This window comes from Pseudomonas sp. NUPR-001 (assembly GCF_052147955.1).
In the GTDB taxonomy this organism is placed as follows: domain Bacteria; phylum Pseudomonadota; class Gammaproteobacteria; order Pseudomonadales; family Pseudomonadaceae; genus Aquipseudomonas.
This window is the reverse complement of record NZ_CP197353.1, coordinates 3,540,625-3,556,443: the sequence shown is the minus strand read 5'-3', so window position 1 is coordinate 3,556,443 and position 15,819 is coordinate 3,540,625. Positions and strand designations below refer to the sequence as shown.

General features: G+C 55.0%; 11 protein-coding genes. All 11 read left to right on the top strand.

Translation table 11 applies throughout. From position 1 onward, the window contains the following. Nucleotides 1–3 precede the first annotated feature (3 nt). The 11 genes from rbbA to ACP6KB_RS15825 all read left to right on the top strand — a co-directional run bounded on the left by rbbA (nt 4) and on the right by ACP6KB_RS15825 (nt 15,770). Nucleotides 4–2,757 (top strand): ribosome-associated ATPase/putative transporter RbbA, encoded by a 2,754-nt coding sequence (rbbA, locus tag ACP6KB_RS15875; protein WP_023098578.1) that lies wholly within the window; start codon nt 4–6, stop codon nt 2,755–2,757. Nucleotide 2,758: 1 nt separating this feature from the next. Further along, nucleotides 2,759–3,883, top strand: a complete 1,125-nt coding sequence (locus ACP6KB_RS15870; protein WP_023098579.1) for an ABC transporter permease — start codon at nt 2,759–2,761, stop codon at nt 3,881–3,883. Between the two features lie 48 nt (nt 3,884–3,931). Then, nucleotides 3,932–4,384: a phasin family protein gene (locus ACP6KB_RS15865; protein ID WP_023098580.1), complete on the top strand. Its 453-nt coding sequence runs from the start codon at nt 3,932–3,934 to the stop codon at nt 4,382–4,384. A gap of 3 nt (nt 4,385–4,387) precedes the next feature. After that, nucleotides 4,388–5,134: an acetoacetyl-CoA reductase gene (gene phbB / locus ACP6KB_RS15860; RefSeq protein ID WP_023098581.1), complete on the top strand. Its 747-nt coding sequence runs from the start codon at nt 4,388–4,390 to the stop codon at nt 5,132–5,134. A gap of 72 nt (nt 5,135–5,206) precedes the next feature. Beyond that, nucleotides 5,207–6,388, top strand: coding sequence for an acetyl-CoA C-acetyltransferase (locus ACP6KB_RS15855; RefSeq protein ID WP_031629828.1), 1,182 nt, complete (start codon nt 5,207–5,209; stop codon nt 6,386–6,388). Nucleotides 6,389–6,426: 38 nt separating this feature from the next. Then, nucleotides 6,427–8,826: a DUF3141 domain-containing protein gene (locus ACP6KB_RS15850; protein WP_442107964.1), complete on the top strand. Its 2,400-nt coding sequence runs from the start codon at nt 6,427–6,429 to the stop codon at nt 8,824–8,826. Beyond that, a complete protein-coding gene (locus tag ACP6KB_RS15845; RefSeq protein WP_023098584.1) occupies nt 8,826–10,232 on the top strand; it encodes a bifunctional enoyl-CoA hydratase/phosphate acetyltransferase in 1,407 nt (468 codons plus the stop codon). Before ACP6KB_RS15850 ends, ACP6KB_RS15845 begins: the two co-directional genes overlap by 1 nt. Before the next feature lie 100 nt (nt 10,233–10,332). Next, a complete protein-coding gene (locus ACP6KB_RS15840) occupies nt 10,333–12,054 on the top strand; it encodes an acetate/propionate family kinase (protein WP_023098585.1) in 1,722 nt (573 codons plus the stop codon). A gap of 183 nt (nt 12,055–12,237) precedes the next feature. Beyond that, a complete protein-coding gene (locus ACP6KB_RS15835; protein WP_023098586.1) occupies nt 12,238–14,052 on the top strand; it encodes a PHA/PHB synthase family protein in 1,815 nt (604 codons plus the stop codon). Between the two features lie 173 nt (nt 14,053–14,225). Further along, nucleotides 14,226–14,990, top strand: a complete 765-nt coding sequence (fabI, locus tag ACP6KB_RS15830; RefSeq protein ID WP_023098587.1) for an enoyl-ACP reductase FabI — start codon at nt 14,226–14,228, stop codon at nt 14,988–14,990. 15 nt (nt 14,991–15,005) lie between these two features. Further along, nucleotides 15,006–15,770, top strand: coding sequence for an SAM-dependent methyltransferase (locus ACP6KB_RS15825; protein WP_023098588.1), 765 nt, complete (start codon nt 15,006–15,008; stop codon nt 15,768–15,770). Nucleotides 15,771–15,819: the final 49 nt, after the last annotated feature.

Here is a 15,819-nt window from a genome sequence, read left to right as displayed (position 1 = left end):
TCCATGAACGTTGGGGTGTCTAACAAGGCCGTTGCGCGGGTGGGTGGACTCAGCCTGCGCTATGGCTCCACGGTCGCGCTATCCGCTCTGGATCTTGAAGTACCGTCCGGATGCATGGTCGGCTTGATCGGCCCCGACGGCGTCGGTAAATCCAGCTTGCTGTCTCTACTGGCCGGTGCGCGCGCAATCCAGGATGGACAGGTAGAGGTATTGGGCGGTGACATGCGCAGCAAGGCGCACCGCGATCTCGTATGTCCTCGCATTGCGTACATGCCTCAGGGGTTGGGAAAAAACCTCTATCCGACCTTGTCGGTGGAAGAGAACCTGCAATTTTTTGCCAGGCTCTTCGGCCATTCGGAGTCTGAAAGGCGTAGACGGATTGACGATTTGACGCAGAGCACCGGCCTGAAATCGTTCCTGAACCGCCCTGCGGGCAAGCTTTCCGGCGGAATGAAACAAAAGCTGGGACTGTGTTGCGCACTGATTCACGACCCTGACTTCTTGCTACTCGATGAGCCAACAACAGGCGTCGACCCGCTAGCCCGCGCACAGTTCTGGGATTTGATTGATCGCATTCGCAGTGAGCGCCCTTCCATGAGCGTCATTGTGGCCACCGCTTACATGGATGAGGCCCAGCGCTTCGACTGGCTGGTTGCAATGGACGACGGTGGAGTGCTGGCCACTGGCACGCCCAAAGATATCTTGGAGCGTACAGGTAGTCCAAGCCTCGAAGAGGCATTCATCAGGCTGCTTCCAGAAGAGAAGAAGCGTGGTCACAAACCGGTAGAAATCCCACCGCTTCAAACGGATGCGGATGACATCGCGATCGAGGCCAAGGATCTGACGATGCGGTTTGGTGACTTCACCGCCGTAGACCACGTGTCCTTCCGTATTCGCCGTGGCGAGATATTTGGCTTCCTTGGCTCCAACGGCTGCGGAAAGTCCACGACGATGAAGATGCTGACCGGGTTGCTGGTCGCCACCGAAGGTAATGCATGGCTGTTCGGGCATGAAGTAGATCCCCGGGACATCGATACGCGACGGCGCGTTGGGTACATGTCGCAAGCGTTCTCTCTGTACAGCGAGTTGACTGTTCACCAGAACCTGGTGCTTCACGCTCAGCTATTCCACGTCCCTGCTGGCGAAGTCGCTGGGCGCGTCGAGGAAATGGTTGAGCGGTTTGGCCTCGCTCCTATCCTCGACAGCCTTCCAGACAGTGTGCCCCTTGGCATGCGCCAACGTCTGTCGCTGGCTGTGGCAATGGTGCACAAGCCGGAATTGCTGATTCTGGATGAGCCGACCTCTGGGGTGGATCCGGTCGCACGCGACGGCTTCTGGCATCTGTTGGTCGAACTGTCGCGTCGTGATCACGTGACGATTTTTATCTCTACCCACTTCATGAACGAGGCAGCGCGCTGCGATCGCATGTCGATGATGCACGCAGGAAAGGTGCTCGACAGTGACGCACCAGCCCGGTTGGTGGAGAAGCGCGGCGCCAAGACTCTGGAAGAGGCGTTTATTGGATATCTGGTCGATGCAGGCGGTAGTGCCCCTGGCAACGAATCCGAGGGGGATGACAAGGCTGAAAAGAGCACTGAGAGCAAGCCACACTCGGACGCAGTGAGCCCTAAATCCTTCAGCTTGCAGCGCCTCCTGAGCTACGCCTGGCGTGAGGTGCTGGAGTTGCGAAGAGATCCCATACGGGCGACGACGGCGTTGGTGGGCTCTTTGCTGCTCATGGTCATGATGGGCTTTGGCGTCAACATGGACGTCAACCAAATGCGCTTTGCTGTTCTGGATGGCGACCAAAGTGCCGCCAGCCGGAGTTTCATACAGAGCTTGTCGGGCTCTCGCTACTTCCTGGAGCAGCCGCCAATCAGTTCTCAAGGCGAACTGGATCGACGGATGCGGCGCGGCGAACTGACAGTCGCCATTGAGATTCCTCCCGGTTTTGGTCGAGACCTGACCCGTGGGCGCAAGGTGGAAATCGCTGCCTGGATTGACGGTGCAATGCCATCACGCGCTGAGACAGTAAAGGGCTATGTGAACGGCGTGTATGCGCATTGGCTGGTCGAGCAAACGGGTCTGCGTTCGAACTCCGTGGCTCCTGGCCAGGCCTCGATACAGGCACGCTACCGCTACAACCCAGATGTTGAAAGCATCAAGGCCATGGTGCCTGCCATCGTCGCTCTGCTGTTGCTGATGCTGCCGGCCATGCTGACTGCCCTGGCGGTGGTGCGTGAGAAAGAGTTGGGTTCCATCATCAATCTCTACGTCACACCGGTCACCCGCACAGAGTTTCTCATCGGTAAGCAGCTTCCGTATGTAGGCCTGGGCATGGTGAATTTTCTGTGCATGTGCTTGTTGTCGGTCACCCTCTTTCAAGTTCCGATCAAGGGCAGCTTCATCACTCTCACGTTATCGGCCCTGCTGTTCTGCATCGTTTCAACGGGCATGGGTTTGTTGGCATCCGCCATCACGCGCAGTCAGATCGCCGCGCTCTTCATTGCTGTGATCGGCACGCTCATTCCGGCGATGCAGTACACCGGCCTCATCAACCCGGTGAGTTCTCTAGAAGGAAGCTCTCAAACTTTTGGGGAGATGTATCCAGCAACGCACATGGTGCTGATCAGTCGCGGGGTTTTTAGCAAAGCGCTGGGCATGAATGATTTGTACCTGACGGTGATCGCGATGGGCATTTCCATCCCACTAATCCTTGGCACCGCAATTTTCTTTTTGAAGAAGCAGGAGAGATGAGATGCGCAGCCTCATGAATATCCTCCGGCTTGGGCGTAAGGAGTTTTGGAGTCTGATACGAGACCCCATCATGCTCCTGCTGACAGCGTACATATTCACGCTCGATATCTATAGCGCAGCAACGCTTGTACCGGAGCCACTCCATAACGCATCCATCGCCATTGTCGATGAAGATCAATCGTTGCTCTCCGAGCGGATCTCCTCGGCGTTTTATGCACCGCAGTTCACACAGCCACAGCGGATTTCCGTGGCGGAAATGGATGCCGGCATGGACCGCGGGAAGTTCACCTTTGTTCTGAATATTCCTCCCAGTTTTCAGCGCGATGTCCTTGCTGGAAGAGTTCCGGAGATCCAGCTCAATATCGACGCTACCCAGATGAGTCAGGCCTTCATTGGGCATCAGTACGTTGAGCAGATTGTCTACGCGGAAATTGAAGAGTTCGTAAAGCGCTTTCGCAATGCGCCCGAGCAGCCGGTCGAGTTGGTTGTGCGAGCACGCTTCAACACAATGCTGGAGGCATCTTGGTTTGGCAGCGTTGCGGAACTGATCAACATGGTTGCGATGCTCGCCATCATTCTGACCGGCGCCGCACTGATCCGTGAGCGCGAACATGGAACGATCGAGCACCTGCTGGTGATGCCTGTCACGGCCGGCGAGATCATGATTTCGAAGATCTGGTCCATGGGATCAGTGGTCTTGGTCTGCACAGGGCTGTCGCTCATCCTCGTGATACATGGAGCACTGCAAGTCCCTGTCCAAGGGTCATTGCTTCTGTTTTTTACCGGCGCAGCCTTGTGCATATTTGCCATGACTGCCTTGGGCATCTACATGGCAACCCTTGCGCGAAGCATGCCTCAGTTCGGGCTGCTTCTGATGCTCACGCTTTTCCCGCTACAGATGCTGTCTGGCGGCATGACGCCTCGTGAGTCAATGCCTGAGCTCTTGCAGAACCTCATGCTGCTCGCGCCGACAACTCATTTCTTTGAATTAGGCCAATCCATCCTCTTCCGCGGTGCCGGATTGGAGGTTGTCTGGACGAATTTTCTGGCGTTGCTCGTGATAGGGACAGCTCTGTTCGTAATGTCACTGCGACGCTTTCGGAAGACGATCAGCCAAATGGGCTGAGAGCCGCCCGCACGGGCATAACCTAGGAAAACCACAGAGGAAATGACCATGAGTATCGAAGCCCTTCCCTTGAATCTGTACAAGGCCAACACCGAACTTCAACTGCGGCTGACCCGGTTGGTGCAGGAAAGTGGTCATCGCTGGCTTGAAGCCACTCAGCAGGCCAGTAGCGAGAACATCTCTGAAACGACTGCTGAGATCGAAGGCCTGTTGCGGTCGGCCAATTGGCAATCGTTGACTACTCTGCCAGCCGAAAGCTTCTGGAGGCTCTTCCAGTCGCGCATCACAGATGCACAGACGATCAATCAGATCGCAGTCAAGAATCAAGCAGCCTTCACCGTTGGTGTGCAGCAAGCGCTGGAAAGCTGGCAAAAGTCTGTGACGGAGGTGGTGGGAGCCACCACTGCTGCACAGCCTCTCCAGGACATTTTCAAGCAATGGGGCGCCATTTGGCAGCCCGCCGCTGCAAACACCAGAACCAAGGCTGAGAAGGCGGGTTGAGCCATGAGCGCGGAAAAACGTACCGCCCTTGTAACGGGGGGCATGGGAGGTCTTGGCGAGGAGATTGCGCGTTCACTGCATGACGCCGGGCACACCGTGTTAGTGACTTACTCGCCGCAGAACAGCCATGCCCAGGCTTGGCTCGCACAGCAGTCGGCCCAAGGTTATGCATTCACTGCCTACGAGGCGGACATCAGCAACGATGTGGCGTGCCAAGCCATGGCCGACAAGATCCACGCTGATGGCCATAAGGTCGACATCCTCATCAACAACGCCGGCATCACTCGCGACGGGACGCTTCGCAAGATGACCAAGGAAAGTTGGGACGCGGTTCTGCGAACCAACCTCGACTCGGTCTTCAATGTCACTCGTCCACTGGTTGACAAGATGTTGGACCGTGGCTGGGGCCGTATCGTCAACGTGTCCTCCATCAATGGCAACAAGGGGCAGTTCGGTCAAACGAACTACTCGGCTGCTAAGGCAGGCATACATGGATTCACTAAGGCCTTGGCCCAAGAGGTGGCGCGCAAGGGAGTAACCGTCAACACGGTCTCACCCGGCTACTTGGAAACCAAGATGGTCACGGCGGTGGCTGAGGATGTTCTGAAGCAGATCGTCGCGGCAATCCCCATTGGACGCCTGGGCAAGCCCAAGGAAATTGCGGCGTTGGTCGCATTCATCGTGAGCGATGCCGCTGCTTTCATGACCGGCAGCAACGTATCGATGAACGGTGGACAGCACATGTATTGACTGATGGCTTCACTGCCAGGGGGCGCTGGGCCCCCTGGCAGGGCCCTTACCAATTTGAACAAGGCTCGGAACATGATGGATATCGCAATCCTGGCAGCTACGCGTACTGCCATTGGCAGTTTTCAAGGCAGTCTCTCTGAGATTCCTGCTCCACGACTTGGAGCCCTTTTGATTCAGGCCATCCTGCAACGCACCGGTGTGGCTGCCCAAGAGATCGACGAAGTCATTCTCGGGCAGGTGATCACAGCCGGCAGCGGCCAGAACCCGGCTCGCCAAGCTGCGCTTGCTGCAGGGCTGCCGCATCAGGTATCAGCACTGACTATCAACAAGGTATGCGGTTCGGGCCTGAAGGCGGTTCAGCTGGCGGCGCAAGCCATCCAGGCGGGCGATGCCCAGTTGGTACTGGCGGGCGGCCAGGAAAACATGAGTCTCGCACCCTATGTGTTGCCCAAAGCGCGAACAGGCCTGCGGCTTGGACATGCGCCATTGCAAGACAGCCTGATTCAAGACGGCCTGTGGGATGCATTCAACAACTACCACATGGGCATTACTGCAGAGAATCTCGCGGAGCAGTTCAGCCTAACGCGTGCTCAACAGGATAGCTTCGCCGCCGCCTCGCAAGAAAAAGCTGCCGCAGCCATCGCGGCCGGTCGCTTCAAGGATGAAATCACACCTGTGAGTCTCCCCCAGCGCAAGGGCGATCCGATTGAGTTCAACACCGATGAGCAACCGCGCGCAGGTACGACGGCGGAGGCTCTTGCCAAGCTGAAACCCGCTTTCATGAAGGACGGTACGGTTACCGCCGGAAATGCCTCCACGATCAACGACGGTGCAGCAATGCTGCTGCTGGCCAGCGCCGACAAAGCACAAGCGTTGGGGCTGCCAGTGCTGGCTTGGATCAAGGCATGGGGAACCGCTGGTGTCGATCCCGCCATCATGGGGATCGGACCTGTCCCGGCAACTCGGCGTGCGTTGGAAAAGGCAGGCTGGGCGCTTCAGGAGCTGGACTTGATCGAGGCCAACGAGGCATTTGCCGCCCAGGCGCTTGCCGTGTCCCATGACCTGGAACTTGATGCATCGAAAGTCAACGTCAATGGCGGCGCGATCGCATTGGGACACCCGATCGGAGCATCAGGCGCTCGCATCCTCGTAAGCCTGGTGCATGAGTTGATCCGTCGCGATGCCCACAAAGGATTGGCAACGCTGTGCATTGGCGGGGGCCAAGGTATCGCTTTGGCAATCGAACGGCGCTAAGCGCGTACTAACCACGGTACTGGACCTAGGAGATTGTCATGAGCAATGAAACATTCAATACCCAGCAGTGGACCTCGCTCATGAGCAGTCCCTGGGCCCTAACGCAGGCCGCAGCATCGTATACGGTCGATGCTTGGCAAAGGGCGATCCTGTACAGCGATGTTCGGCGACAACGGGGTGATCAGTACCGCGCGCATTTGCTCGAAGAAACCCCCAACGTTCTGGACTTCGCTAGCGAATTCGTAATGTCTGGTCTAGATCTACCGCGGCCGGTCAATTACGCGATGGTGCGAATCCTGCCAACCATCGACCAACCGACTGACGAGGGCAAACGTCCTTTCATCGTATTCGACCCGCGCGCAGGGCATGGCCCAGGTATCGGAGGTTTTAAACCCGACAGCGAAATTGGCGCGGCACTGAAGGCTGGCCATCCGTGCTACTTCGTCGGTTTCCTTCCAGATCCTGTACCTGGTCAAACCATTGAGGACGTCACTCGCGCAGATGCTGAGTTCGTGCGTAGAGCGAGCGAACTGCATCCCGAGAGCGTAGGGAAGCCCGCTGTGATTGGCAATTGCCAGGCCGGCTGGCAGGTTCTGATGGCTGCCGCACTATGGCCTGACCTTTTCGGTCCCATCATCGTGGCTGGTGCGCCACTTTCGTATTGGGCGGGCAACAATCCGATGCGATATGCCGGCGGCTTGTTGGGTGGGAGTTGGCTCACGGCAATGACAAGTGACCTTGGTGCTGGCCGGTTCGATGGTGCTTGGCTGGTGCGCAATTTCGAAAGCCTTAACCCCGCGAATACATGGTGGGGTAAGCAGTACAACCTGTACGCAAACGTAGACACCGAGGCTTCACGCTATCTGAGCTTTGAGAAGTACTGGGGCGGGTACGTTTTTCTCAATGATGTAGAGATGCAATACATCGTGGACAACTTGTTCATTGGCAACAAGCTGTCCTCGGCAGAGATGATTACCTCTGATGGCATGCGCATTGATCTGCGCAACATTCGCTCGCCCATTGTGGTTTTCTGCTCGTATGGGGACAACATAACCCCACCACCACAGGCGCTGGGTTGGATCACGGATCTTTATCGAGATGATTCGGACGTACTAAGCCACGATCAAACTATTGTGTTTGCAACGCATGAGAGCATCGGCCATCTCGGCATCTTCGTGTCAGGCAGCGTAGGAAGAAAGGAACACCGGGAATTTACTGCCGGTATCGACATCATCGACCTTCTTCCTGCTGGAGTCTACCGTGCAGACGTGGTGGACGCTGAGACGCCAGAAGTTGCTGCCGATGGCAAATACACGATGCTCATCCGGCCCAGTAGCGTGGATGAGGTGCGGTCTATCGTTAAACCAGATCCGCAAAGTGACCGCCGATTCGCTGCCGCGGAGCAGATATCCAATATCAATCTTGGTCTCTACCGTACGTTCCTTCAACCTTGGGTGAAGGCGTGCTCGTCGAGTTATTCGGCGCAGTGGATGCAAGCACTCCACCCACTGCGACTGTCCTACGGATGGTGGTCTAGTGCCCATCCTTTGGCAGAAACAATCCAGCAAGCTACGCGGCAAATTGAAGAGCTACGCTGCCCCGTGGATGACACCAACCCGTTCTTGGTCGCCGAAAAGGAGCTGTCGAGATCCGTTGTATTTCTACTGGACCTTTATAGAGATCATCGAGACCAACTTCAGGCGTGGATCTTTGAAAGCATCTATGGATCGCCATGGGTTCAGGCGCTTGCGGCACAGGGTCACTCAAATAACGAGAGTATTCGGCCGCATCCTGGCGACTCCCTCGAACACCGTGAATTCATGGAGTATGAGCTAGGCCAAGCTCAAGCTCGTATGTTGCAAGGAGGTTTGCTGGAAGCTGGCGTGCGAGCCTTGTTCTATGTACTTCGCAATCGCACTGAAGGCAACGCGACACGCTATCGCCATGCTGCGCAGCTGCGCGACCCGCGACATGAGCATGAACGCTACGACATGGCCGAGTGGCGCCACCTTGTACGCGGCCAGGCGCTGCTGCTGGCATATGACATGGATGCGGCTATCTCAGCAATCCCAACATTACTCGCAAGCGCGAGCGCGGATGAAATCCGCTTATTGGCTTCATCTGTTGAGCAGATGATTCATCTCGCTGAAACCGAACTCTCCGACGACGAACGAACGTCGCTCGCACGCATGCTTACCGTATTTAGCGTTGCTGCGGAACAGCGCAACTTAAGTGCTCTACCTTCTGAAAGTACGCTATCTGAGACAACTGAGACCGGGGCGTTTGGCGGAGTGCAGAAATCAAAACAACAGGTCGGTTCTAAACGAATAGCTGCGCAACCTAAAGCTCCAAGATCACCTGCTCAGCAAAAACCTAAGGCTCAAGTCAAGCAACCTCCGGCCAAGCGAGTGCCGGTAAATCGCAGAGGACGGTCGTGATGCAAGATGTCTCCGTATTGCGCAATCGGATTTTCGATGACTTGGCTATTGGTGATGTCGCCAGCATTGAACGCACTCTAACCGCTCAGGACGCTCAGCTCTTCGCGATACAGTCCGGTGGCTTCGAGCCGCCCAACGCTGATCCGAAGTCTGATGTATTTCCCAAGTGGCAAGGTGTTCTTGCCCATAGCATGTGGGCAGCATCACTGATCTCCGGACTCCTGGGCACTCGCCTGCCTGGCTTTGGCTCGACCTATCGACGTCAGAACTTTCAATTTCTGCAGCCCATCAGGATTGGAGACTCGCTGCGAGTCACGGTGGAGATTCTTCGCCTTGATCCGACGGACCTAGGTGTCGTTCTAGACTGCCAATGCGTTAACCAGGATGGAGTCGTTGTGATCGAGGGCGAGGCCGAGATTACCGCCACGCGAGAACACATTGTGGTTGACCGCACAGCGCTGCCTGAAGTGCGACTATTGACGAGCGCAAAGGCAGGCTCGAAGGCGCTTATCGACTATGCGAAGCCACTCGGCCCGATCCGGATAGCCGTCGTGCATCCCTGCGATGCCCTGAGCCTCTCAGCAGCGCTGGACGCGCAGAAGGCTGGTTTGGTCGAGCCGATCTTGGTGGCACCTGCTGCGCGATTGCAAGCCATCGCCGCTGAAGCTGCGCTTGATCTAACGAGCCTGTCCATTGTCGACGTCCCTCATAGCCATGCCGCAGCAGCACAGGCAGCCAAGATGGCAGCACAGGGCGAAGTACAAGCTCTGATGAAGGGAAGCCTGCATACCGACGAGCTCATGGCTGCGGTGCTGACGTCATCAGCGGGGCTTCGCACCAAGCGCCGCGTGAGCCATTGCTTCTTGATGCAGACGCCATTTTACCCGCGGCCGTTCATCATCACTGATGCAGCAATCAACATTGCTCCTAGCCTGCAGGACAAAGCCGACATCATCCGAAATGCGATCGACCTGGCGCATGTCATCGGTGTTGAGCGGCCTCGCGTCGCAATACTCGCTGCAGTGGAAACCATTAATCCATCCATGCCAGCCACGCTCGAAGCCGCCGCGCTATGCAAGATGGCAGACAGAGGTCAAATCAGTGGCGCAGTGCTGGACGGACCATTGGCTCTCGACAACGCGGTGTCGCTAGCTGCAGCGCAAATTAAAGGGATTCGATCCGAAGTCGCTGGACAGGCAGACGTGTTGGTTGTCCCCGATTTGGAGAGTGGCAACATGCTCGCGAAACAAATCGAGTACATGGGTGATGCGGCCAGCGCCGGCATCGTTATGGGTGCGAAGGTGCCGATCGTGCTGACCAGCCGCGCGGACTCTCGCGAGGCAAGAATCTCCTCATGTGCCATCGCCGTGATGCTGGCCAGATATTACGAAAACTCGCCGCCATGAGCACGCCACTATCCAGAACAGCAAAGTCATGACGCTGATGACTCCATGCATCAGCAATAAGCTCTTCTTGTTCATTCATATTTGAAAGGCTTAATTTTCTATGAATCAAATTGCAGACGCTTTAATTCTTGTCCTCAACTGCGGATCATCGAGCATTAAATTTGCCGTGTTCGATGCATCGCTTCCCGTTATCCCTCGTAAACCGCTGTGGAATGGAAAGGTGCAAGGTATAGGAGAGGAACGTCCGGACTTTGGTGAGACAGGGACGGCACCGTATCGCATCAATCTCAACGCTGAGCACCCGTTTCGAGATGCGTTGGAACATATCCTTGAGCAGGTCTTCCATCGACTGAACGGACGAGAATTATGCGGCATTGCGCATAGAGTGGTCCATGGTGGAAGCAAGTACTTTTCGCCGGTGCGCATTGACGCTGATGTGTTGGCTGATTTGAAAAGTTTCATTCCATTAGCGCCCCTGCATCAGCCAGTCACAGTTCAAGCCATAGAACATCTATTACGTCAGCACCCTGAGATTCCGCAAATAGCGTGCTTCGACACGGGGTTCCATCATTCCATACCAAAGCTCGAACAGGTGCTGCCGCTCCCGTATGAGGCTTGGCAACGGGGTGTTCGCCGCTATGGCTTTCATGGTTTGTCGTACGAGTTCATGTCGACCACTTTGGCCGAACAGTATCCTCAGACAGCACGGGGGCGCACGATTGTCGCGCACCTTGGAAATGGTGCCAGCCTATGTGCAATGCTGAATCTGGAGAGCGTTGCGACCACAATGGGATTCTCTGCCCTTGATGGGCTGATGATGGGGACGCGTACGGGCGCTGTCGATCCAGGTGCTGTTCTTTACTTGATGAGTGCAGACAAACTCTCACTTGACCAAGTCAATGATGTCCTGTTTCGCAGATCCGGCTTGCTAGGTATTTCCGGCGTTTCGGCAGAGCCACGAATAATTCGTAAGCATGAGTCTGACCCCGGCGAGGCCGGTGAACGCGCTCGCCTGGCGCTAGATCTCTATGTACGGCGGATTGTTCGAGAGATAGGCGCTCTAGTTGCCGTTCTAGGTGGACTTGATCTCTTGATCTTTACTGCTGGAGTTGGTGAGCACAACGACTTTATTCGTGATCGCGTCTGCCGTGATCTTGAATATCTTGGGGTGAAGATTGATGTACAAGCGAACGCCATAAATTCGCGAGTGATCTCATGCGCAGATAGCCGAGTCGTCGTAGGCGTCGAACCAACCAATGAAGAATGGGTGGCCGCACGCCATGTTCGCCGCCTGTTGCGTTTGCCTTTTCATCGTCCTGACTCATGGAAAAAAGCTATGTACTCTCGAATCCTGGTTCCCCTAGATAGCAGTGAAACTTCCCATCACGCGATGGAGCATGCCGCCGACCTAGCAAAAACGAATGGTGCCATGGTTGTTCTTTTGCATGTGATCGAGGAACTGAGACTCAGCAGCGGATATGAACCGCCAAAAGTCTACATCGACGAAGTATTTCCAGGGTTCTTGTCCAGAGGTCAGGCAATGCTTGATCAAGCTGCAACCCGCTTGCGGCAGGATGGGATCGCTGTCGAGACAGCGCTGATCGTCAGCAAGGGAGAGCGCGTTTCTGATTTGATAGTGGAGCAGGTCGAGACCACTCGTTGTGATGTCGTGGTCATTGGTACGCATGGTCGTAGAGGGCTTGATCGTGTCCTCATAGGCAGTGATGCAGAGCAAGTAGCGCGCCTTGCACCTGTTCCAGTACTGCTGGTTCGACAGTCCCATCCGGCGACAGCAAATCCACCGGCACTGCGAGAGCAATAAAGAACTCCACTGAAGTCTCTGAGGAATTTCTGGGCCTACCCAATTCAAATCGCTCGAAACTCAGTGGGCCAGCCCGGATATTTTAGATAAAAAGACTGATATTAGGTGCGTCGCCAATTTAACACTGGCGCGCTCTAGGTATGTATTTGCCAGCAGCCTTGTATAAGCGCGCGGAGATATCCCATGACTCAACACGACAAAGATGCGCATTCGAAAAAAGACGACGGCGAGTTCCATGCGGCGTGGGCGAAAGCTTGGTCACATTTTTCACCTGAATCAGGAGTTCTTGCCTGGCTGGACTGGTCTCTACATCTCGCATCAAGTCCGGCCAAGCTGAACGATTTGATTAAGTTGGGGGATGACCATGCCCGGCATCTGTCCAATTTAATCATGCAGTCTTGCATTAACGTAGCTCAAGGCGATCCATTGCCTCAGCTGCCCATCACTCCAAACCAACGTTTAACTGATCCCGCTTGGGATGAATTTCCCTACAGTCTATTCCGCGAAGCGTTTCAGCTTCAGTCGAGCTGGTGGGCAGAGGCAACCCAGGGAATATGGGGTGTTGATCCAAAGTCACAACGCATTGTCGAGTTTGCAACGAAACAATGGTTGGATGCCATTTCACCATTCAATGTTGGTTTGTTAAATCCAGTTGTCCAGGAAAGAACACGCGCTGAAAATGGTGCGAACCTGTTGCGTGGATTCTCCAATCTAATGGACGATTTTAATCGCAGCGTTTCTGGAAATCTCCCGCCTGGAGCGGAGAACTTTCAAGTCGGCCGAGATGTGGCTGTTTCGCCTGGCAAAGTGGTTCTTAGGAATCGCCTGATTGAATTAATACAGTACGAGCCCACTACTGAAAAGGTCAACTCAGAACCGCTTTTGATCGTTCCAGCATGGATCATGAAGTACTACATTTTGGATCTGTCGCCGCATAACTCACTTATCAAGTACCTAGTTGAGCAGGGATTCACGGTTTTCTGCATCTCTTGGCGAAATCCGTCATCAGAAGATAGAGAACTGAGCATGGAGGATTACCAAGTGCTCGGTATCCAAGCTGCTCTTTCGGCGATCAATGCCATAGTCCCGAAGCGCCAGGTTCATGCCGCAGGGTACTGTCTGGGGGGAACGCTTCTATCTATTGCAGCTGCGGCCATGTCGCGGGATGGGGACACACGTCTGGCTTCACTCACGCTTTTAGCGGCTCAGACCGACTTCAGTGAACCTGGTGAATTGGGGCTCTTCATAAGCGAGGGGCAGTTGGCGCTTCTAGAAGCTCACATGGCTGTCGCAGGCTATCTTGATTCCCGTCAAATGAGTGGCGCATTTCAAATGCTGCGCTCCTACGATCTTGTGTGGTCGCGCGTAGTCAATGAATACATGCTGGGAGATCGGCGGCCAATGAGCGATTTGATGGCTTGGAATGCCGACACCACCAACATGCCTGCTCGTATGCATTCTGAGTATCTTCGGCGCTTGTATCTCAACAATGATCTGAGCGGAGGACGGTACCTTGTGGATGGGCGCCCTGTTTCGCTAGGAGACATCAACCTACCTACATTCTGTGTGGGCACGACATCTGACCACGTTGCTCCGTGGCAGTCCGTTTATAGGTTGCACCTGTTTTCCCAGGCAGAGATCACTTTTGTGCTCACTAACGGCGGGCACAATGCCGGTATTGTCAGTGAGCCTGGGCGTCCACGTCGCGAGTATTTGATACATAGGCGCCCCGCACGTACTCCGTACCAAGGTCCAGACGAGTGGCGTCAGATTGCGCAAAGCCGCACGGGCTCGTGGTGGCCCGCTTGGGTGGATTGGCTTAACAGCCAGGGTGGAACTCCCGTCAAGCCCCCAAGAATTGGGGCTGTAGGTAAAGGCTATCGTCCCTGCGGGGACGCACCTGGAAGTTATGTCATGGAGCGGGCTTCAGACGTGGGGCACCCAAAGGGCGATGGAGTCAATGACGTCAGTGCTCGCTCGGAGTCTCCACAAAAGTAGGTCCTCAGTTGCTCGCCGCACTTCAAGCGTCTGAGCTTTCTCAAGATAAAACTGAGGCTGGCCGATTTTCTGATACCGGGGTGTTTTTTGGGTGCTTTCTGCACGTTAGAAAGCTGTCATGAAAACGATCTTATTCGACTATTCCGTTGATATTTTCGAAGGGACTACAGAGCATGAATTCATTAAAGGGGCAGTACGCTCTCGTGGTAGGCATTGCCAATCAGGATTCTATTGCGTGGGGCTGTGCAAAGGCTCTGCACCGTTGCGGAGCCAAGGTGGCAGTTACCTGGCTAAATGCAAAGGCGGAGGTATATGTTCGGCCTCTTGCTGAGCAATTGGGCGCGGAGATAATGCTGCCGCTGGATGTCACCAACCCCGATCAATTGGAAGCGGTGTTTTCTGAAATTGATAAGCGATGGGGGAGGCTTGACACTTTGGTGCATTCTATTGCCTTTGCACCAAAAGATGATTTGAATGGTCGATTAATAGACAGCTCTGCAATCGGTTTCTCGAAAGCAATGGACGTGTCCGTTCATTCTTTTTTACGCATGCTCCACATGGCAGAGTCACGGATGACCAACGGTGGAACTTGTCTCACTGTTTCTTTTCTTGGTGCGAATCGGGTAGTACAAACCTACAACATGATGGGGCCAGTAAAGGCTGCACTTGAATGCGCCATGCGTTACGCAGCTGCGGAGCTTGGTGAAAAAGGTATTCGTGTGCACGCCCTTTCGCCAGGACCCATAGCAACAAGGGCCGCATCCGGCATAGATGATTTTCATGAGCTGATGAAGAATGTCATCAGGCAAGCACCAACGCATCGCTTGGCCACAATTGAGGATGTCGGGGAGATGGCCGCGTTTCTGGCCTCACCTGAGGCAGGGAATCTAACAGGCGGAGTGCACTATATTGACGGCGGTTATTCCATCGTTACTTGAACATTGGGAAGAATAATGGACATCCCTCGAATATTCAGCATTATGGAGAGCGCGCACCGGATTCATAATCCGTTCACCTCCGACAAGTTCGAAACGTTGGGTTTGGCGTTGCGTCTTGAACCTGGGACGCGAGTGCTCGATTTAGGTAGTGGGTCCGGTGAGATGCTGTGCACTTGGGCCCGTGATCACGGCATCGTCGGTACTGGCATTGACATGAGTCCGTTGTTCACTGAGCAAGCAAAGCTGCGGGCGCACGACCTAGGCGTGGCTCAACAGGTTGAATTCATCCATGACGATGCAGCTGGCTACGCCTCTGAGGATAAGTTTGACGTCGCTGCTTGCGTAGGGGCTACTTGGATAGGTGGAGGAGTCGCCGGCACTATCGAGCTTCTCGCGCAAAGCCTGAGGACTGGAGGAGTCATTCTGATCGGCGAGCCGTATTGGCGGCAGTTGCCACCGACAGAGGACGTGGCCAAGGGATGTCTTGCTAACTCGATCTCCGACTTTCTTGTGCTTCCAAGACTTATCGCCTCGTTCGGCCAGATTGGCTATGACGTAGTTGAAATGGTTCTGGCCAATCAAGATGGTTGGGATCGTTACGAAGCTGCCAAATGGATCACTATGCGCCGTTGGCTTGAAGCGAATCCTGAGGATGAACTGACTGAGGTGGTCCGCTCCAAGTTGACCTCAGAGCCGGAGCGTCATACCACATACACCCGCGAGTATTTGGGCTGGGGGGTATTTGCCTTGATGTCACAGCGTGCGTTCGAAAATAATTAAGTTACCTGTTTGGGGTTCTTCAGCGACAGATTTCAAAATGGGCGGTTCG

Bases quoted from the DNA above. Each gene is read 5' to 3' on its own strand.
- fabI (WP_023098587.1), top strand. From the start codon at position 14,226: ATGAATTCATTAAAGGGGCAGTACGCTCTCGTGGTAGGCATTGCCAAT.
- ACP6KB_RS15850 (WP_442107964.1), top strand. From the start codon at position 6,427: ATGAGCAATGAAACATTCAATACCCAGCAGTGGACCTCGCTCATGAGC.
- ACP6KB_RS15870 (WP_023098579.1), top strand. From the start codon at position 2,759: ATGCGCAGCCTCATGAATATCCTCCGGCTTGGGCGTAAGGAGTTTTGG.
- ACP6KB_RS15865 (WP_023098580.1), top strand. From the start codon at position 3,932: ATGAGTATCGAAGCCCTTCCCTTGAATCTGTACAAGGCCAACACCGAA.
- ACP6KB_RS15835 (WP_023098586.1), top strand. From the start codon at position 12,238: ATGACTCAACACGACAAAGATGCGCATTCGAAAAAAGACGACGGCGAG.
- ACP6KB_RS15840 (WP_023098585.1), top strand. From the start codon at position 10,333: ATGAATCAAATTGCAGACGCTTTAATTCTTGTCCTCAACTGCGGATCA.
- rbbA (WP_023098578.1), top strand. From the start codon at position 4: ATGAACGTTGGGGTGTCTAACAAGGCCGTTGCGCGGGTGGGTGGACTC.
- ACP6KB_RS15855 (WP_031629828.1), top strand. From the start codon at position 5,207: ATGATGGATATCGCAATCCTGGCAGCTACGCGTACTGCCATTGGCAGT.
- phbB (WP_023098581.1), top strand. From the start codon at position 4,388: ATGAGCGCGGAAAAACGTACCGCCCTTGTAACGGGGGGCATGGGAGGT.
- ACP6KB_RS15845 (WP_023098584.1), top strand. From the start codon at position 8,826: ATGCAAGATGTCTCCGTATTGCGCAATCGGATTTTCGATGACTTGGCT.
- ACP6KB_RS15825 (WP_023098588.1), top strand. From the start codon at position 15,006: ATGGACATCCCTCGAATATTCAGCATTATGGAGAGCGCGCACCGGATT.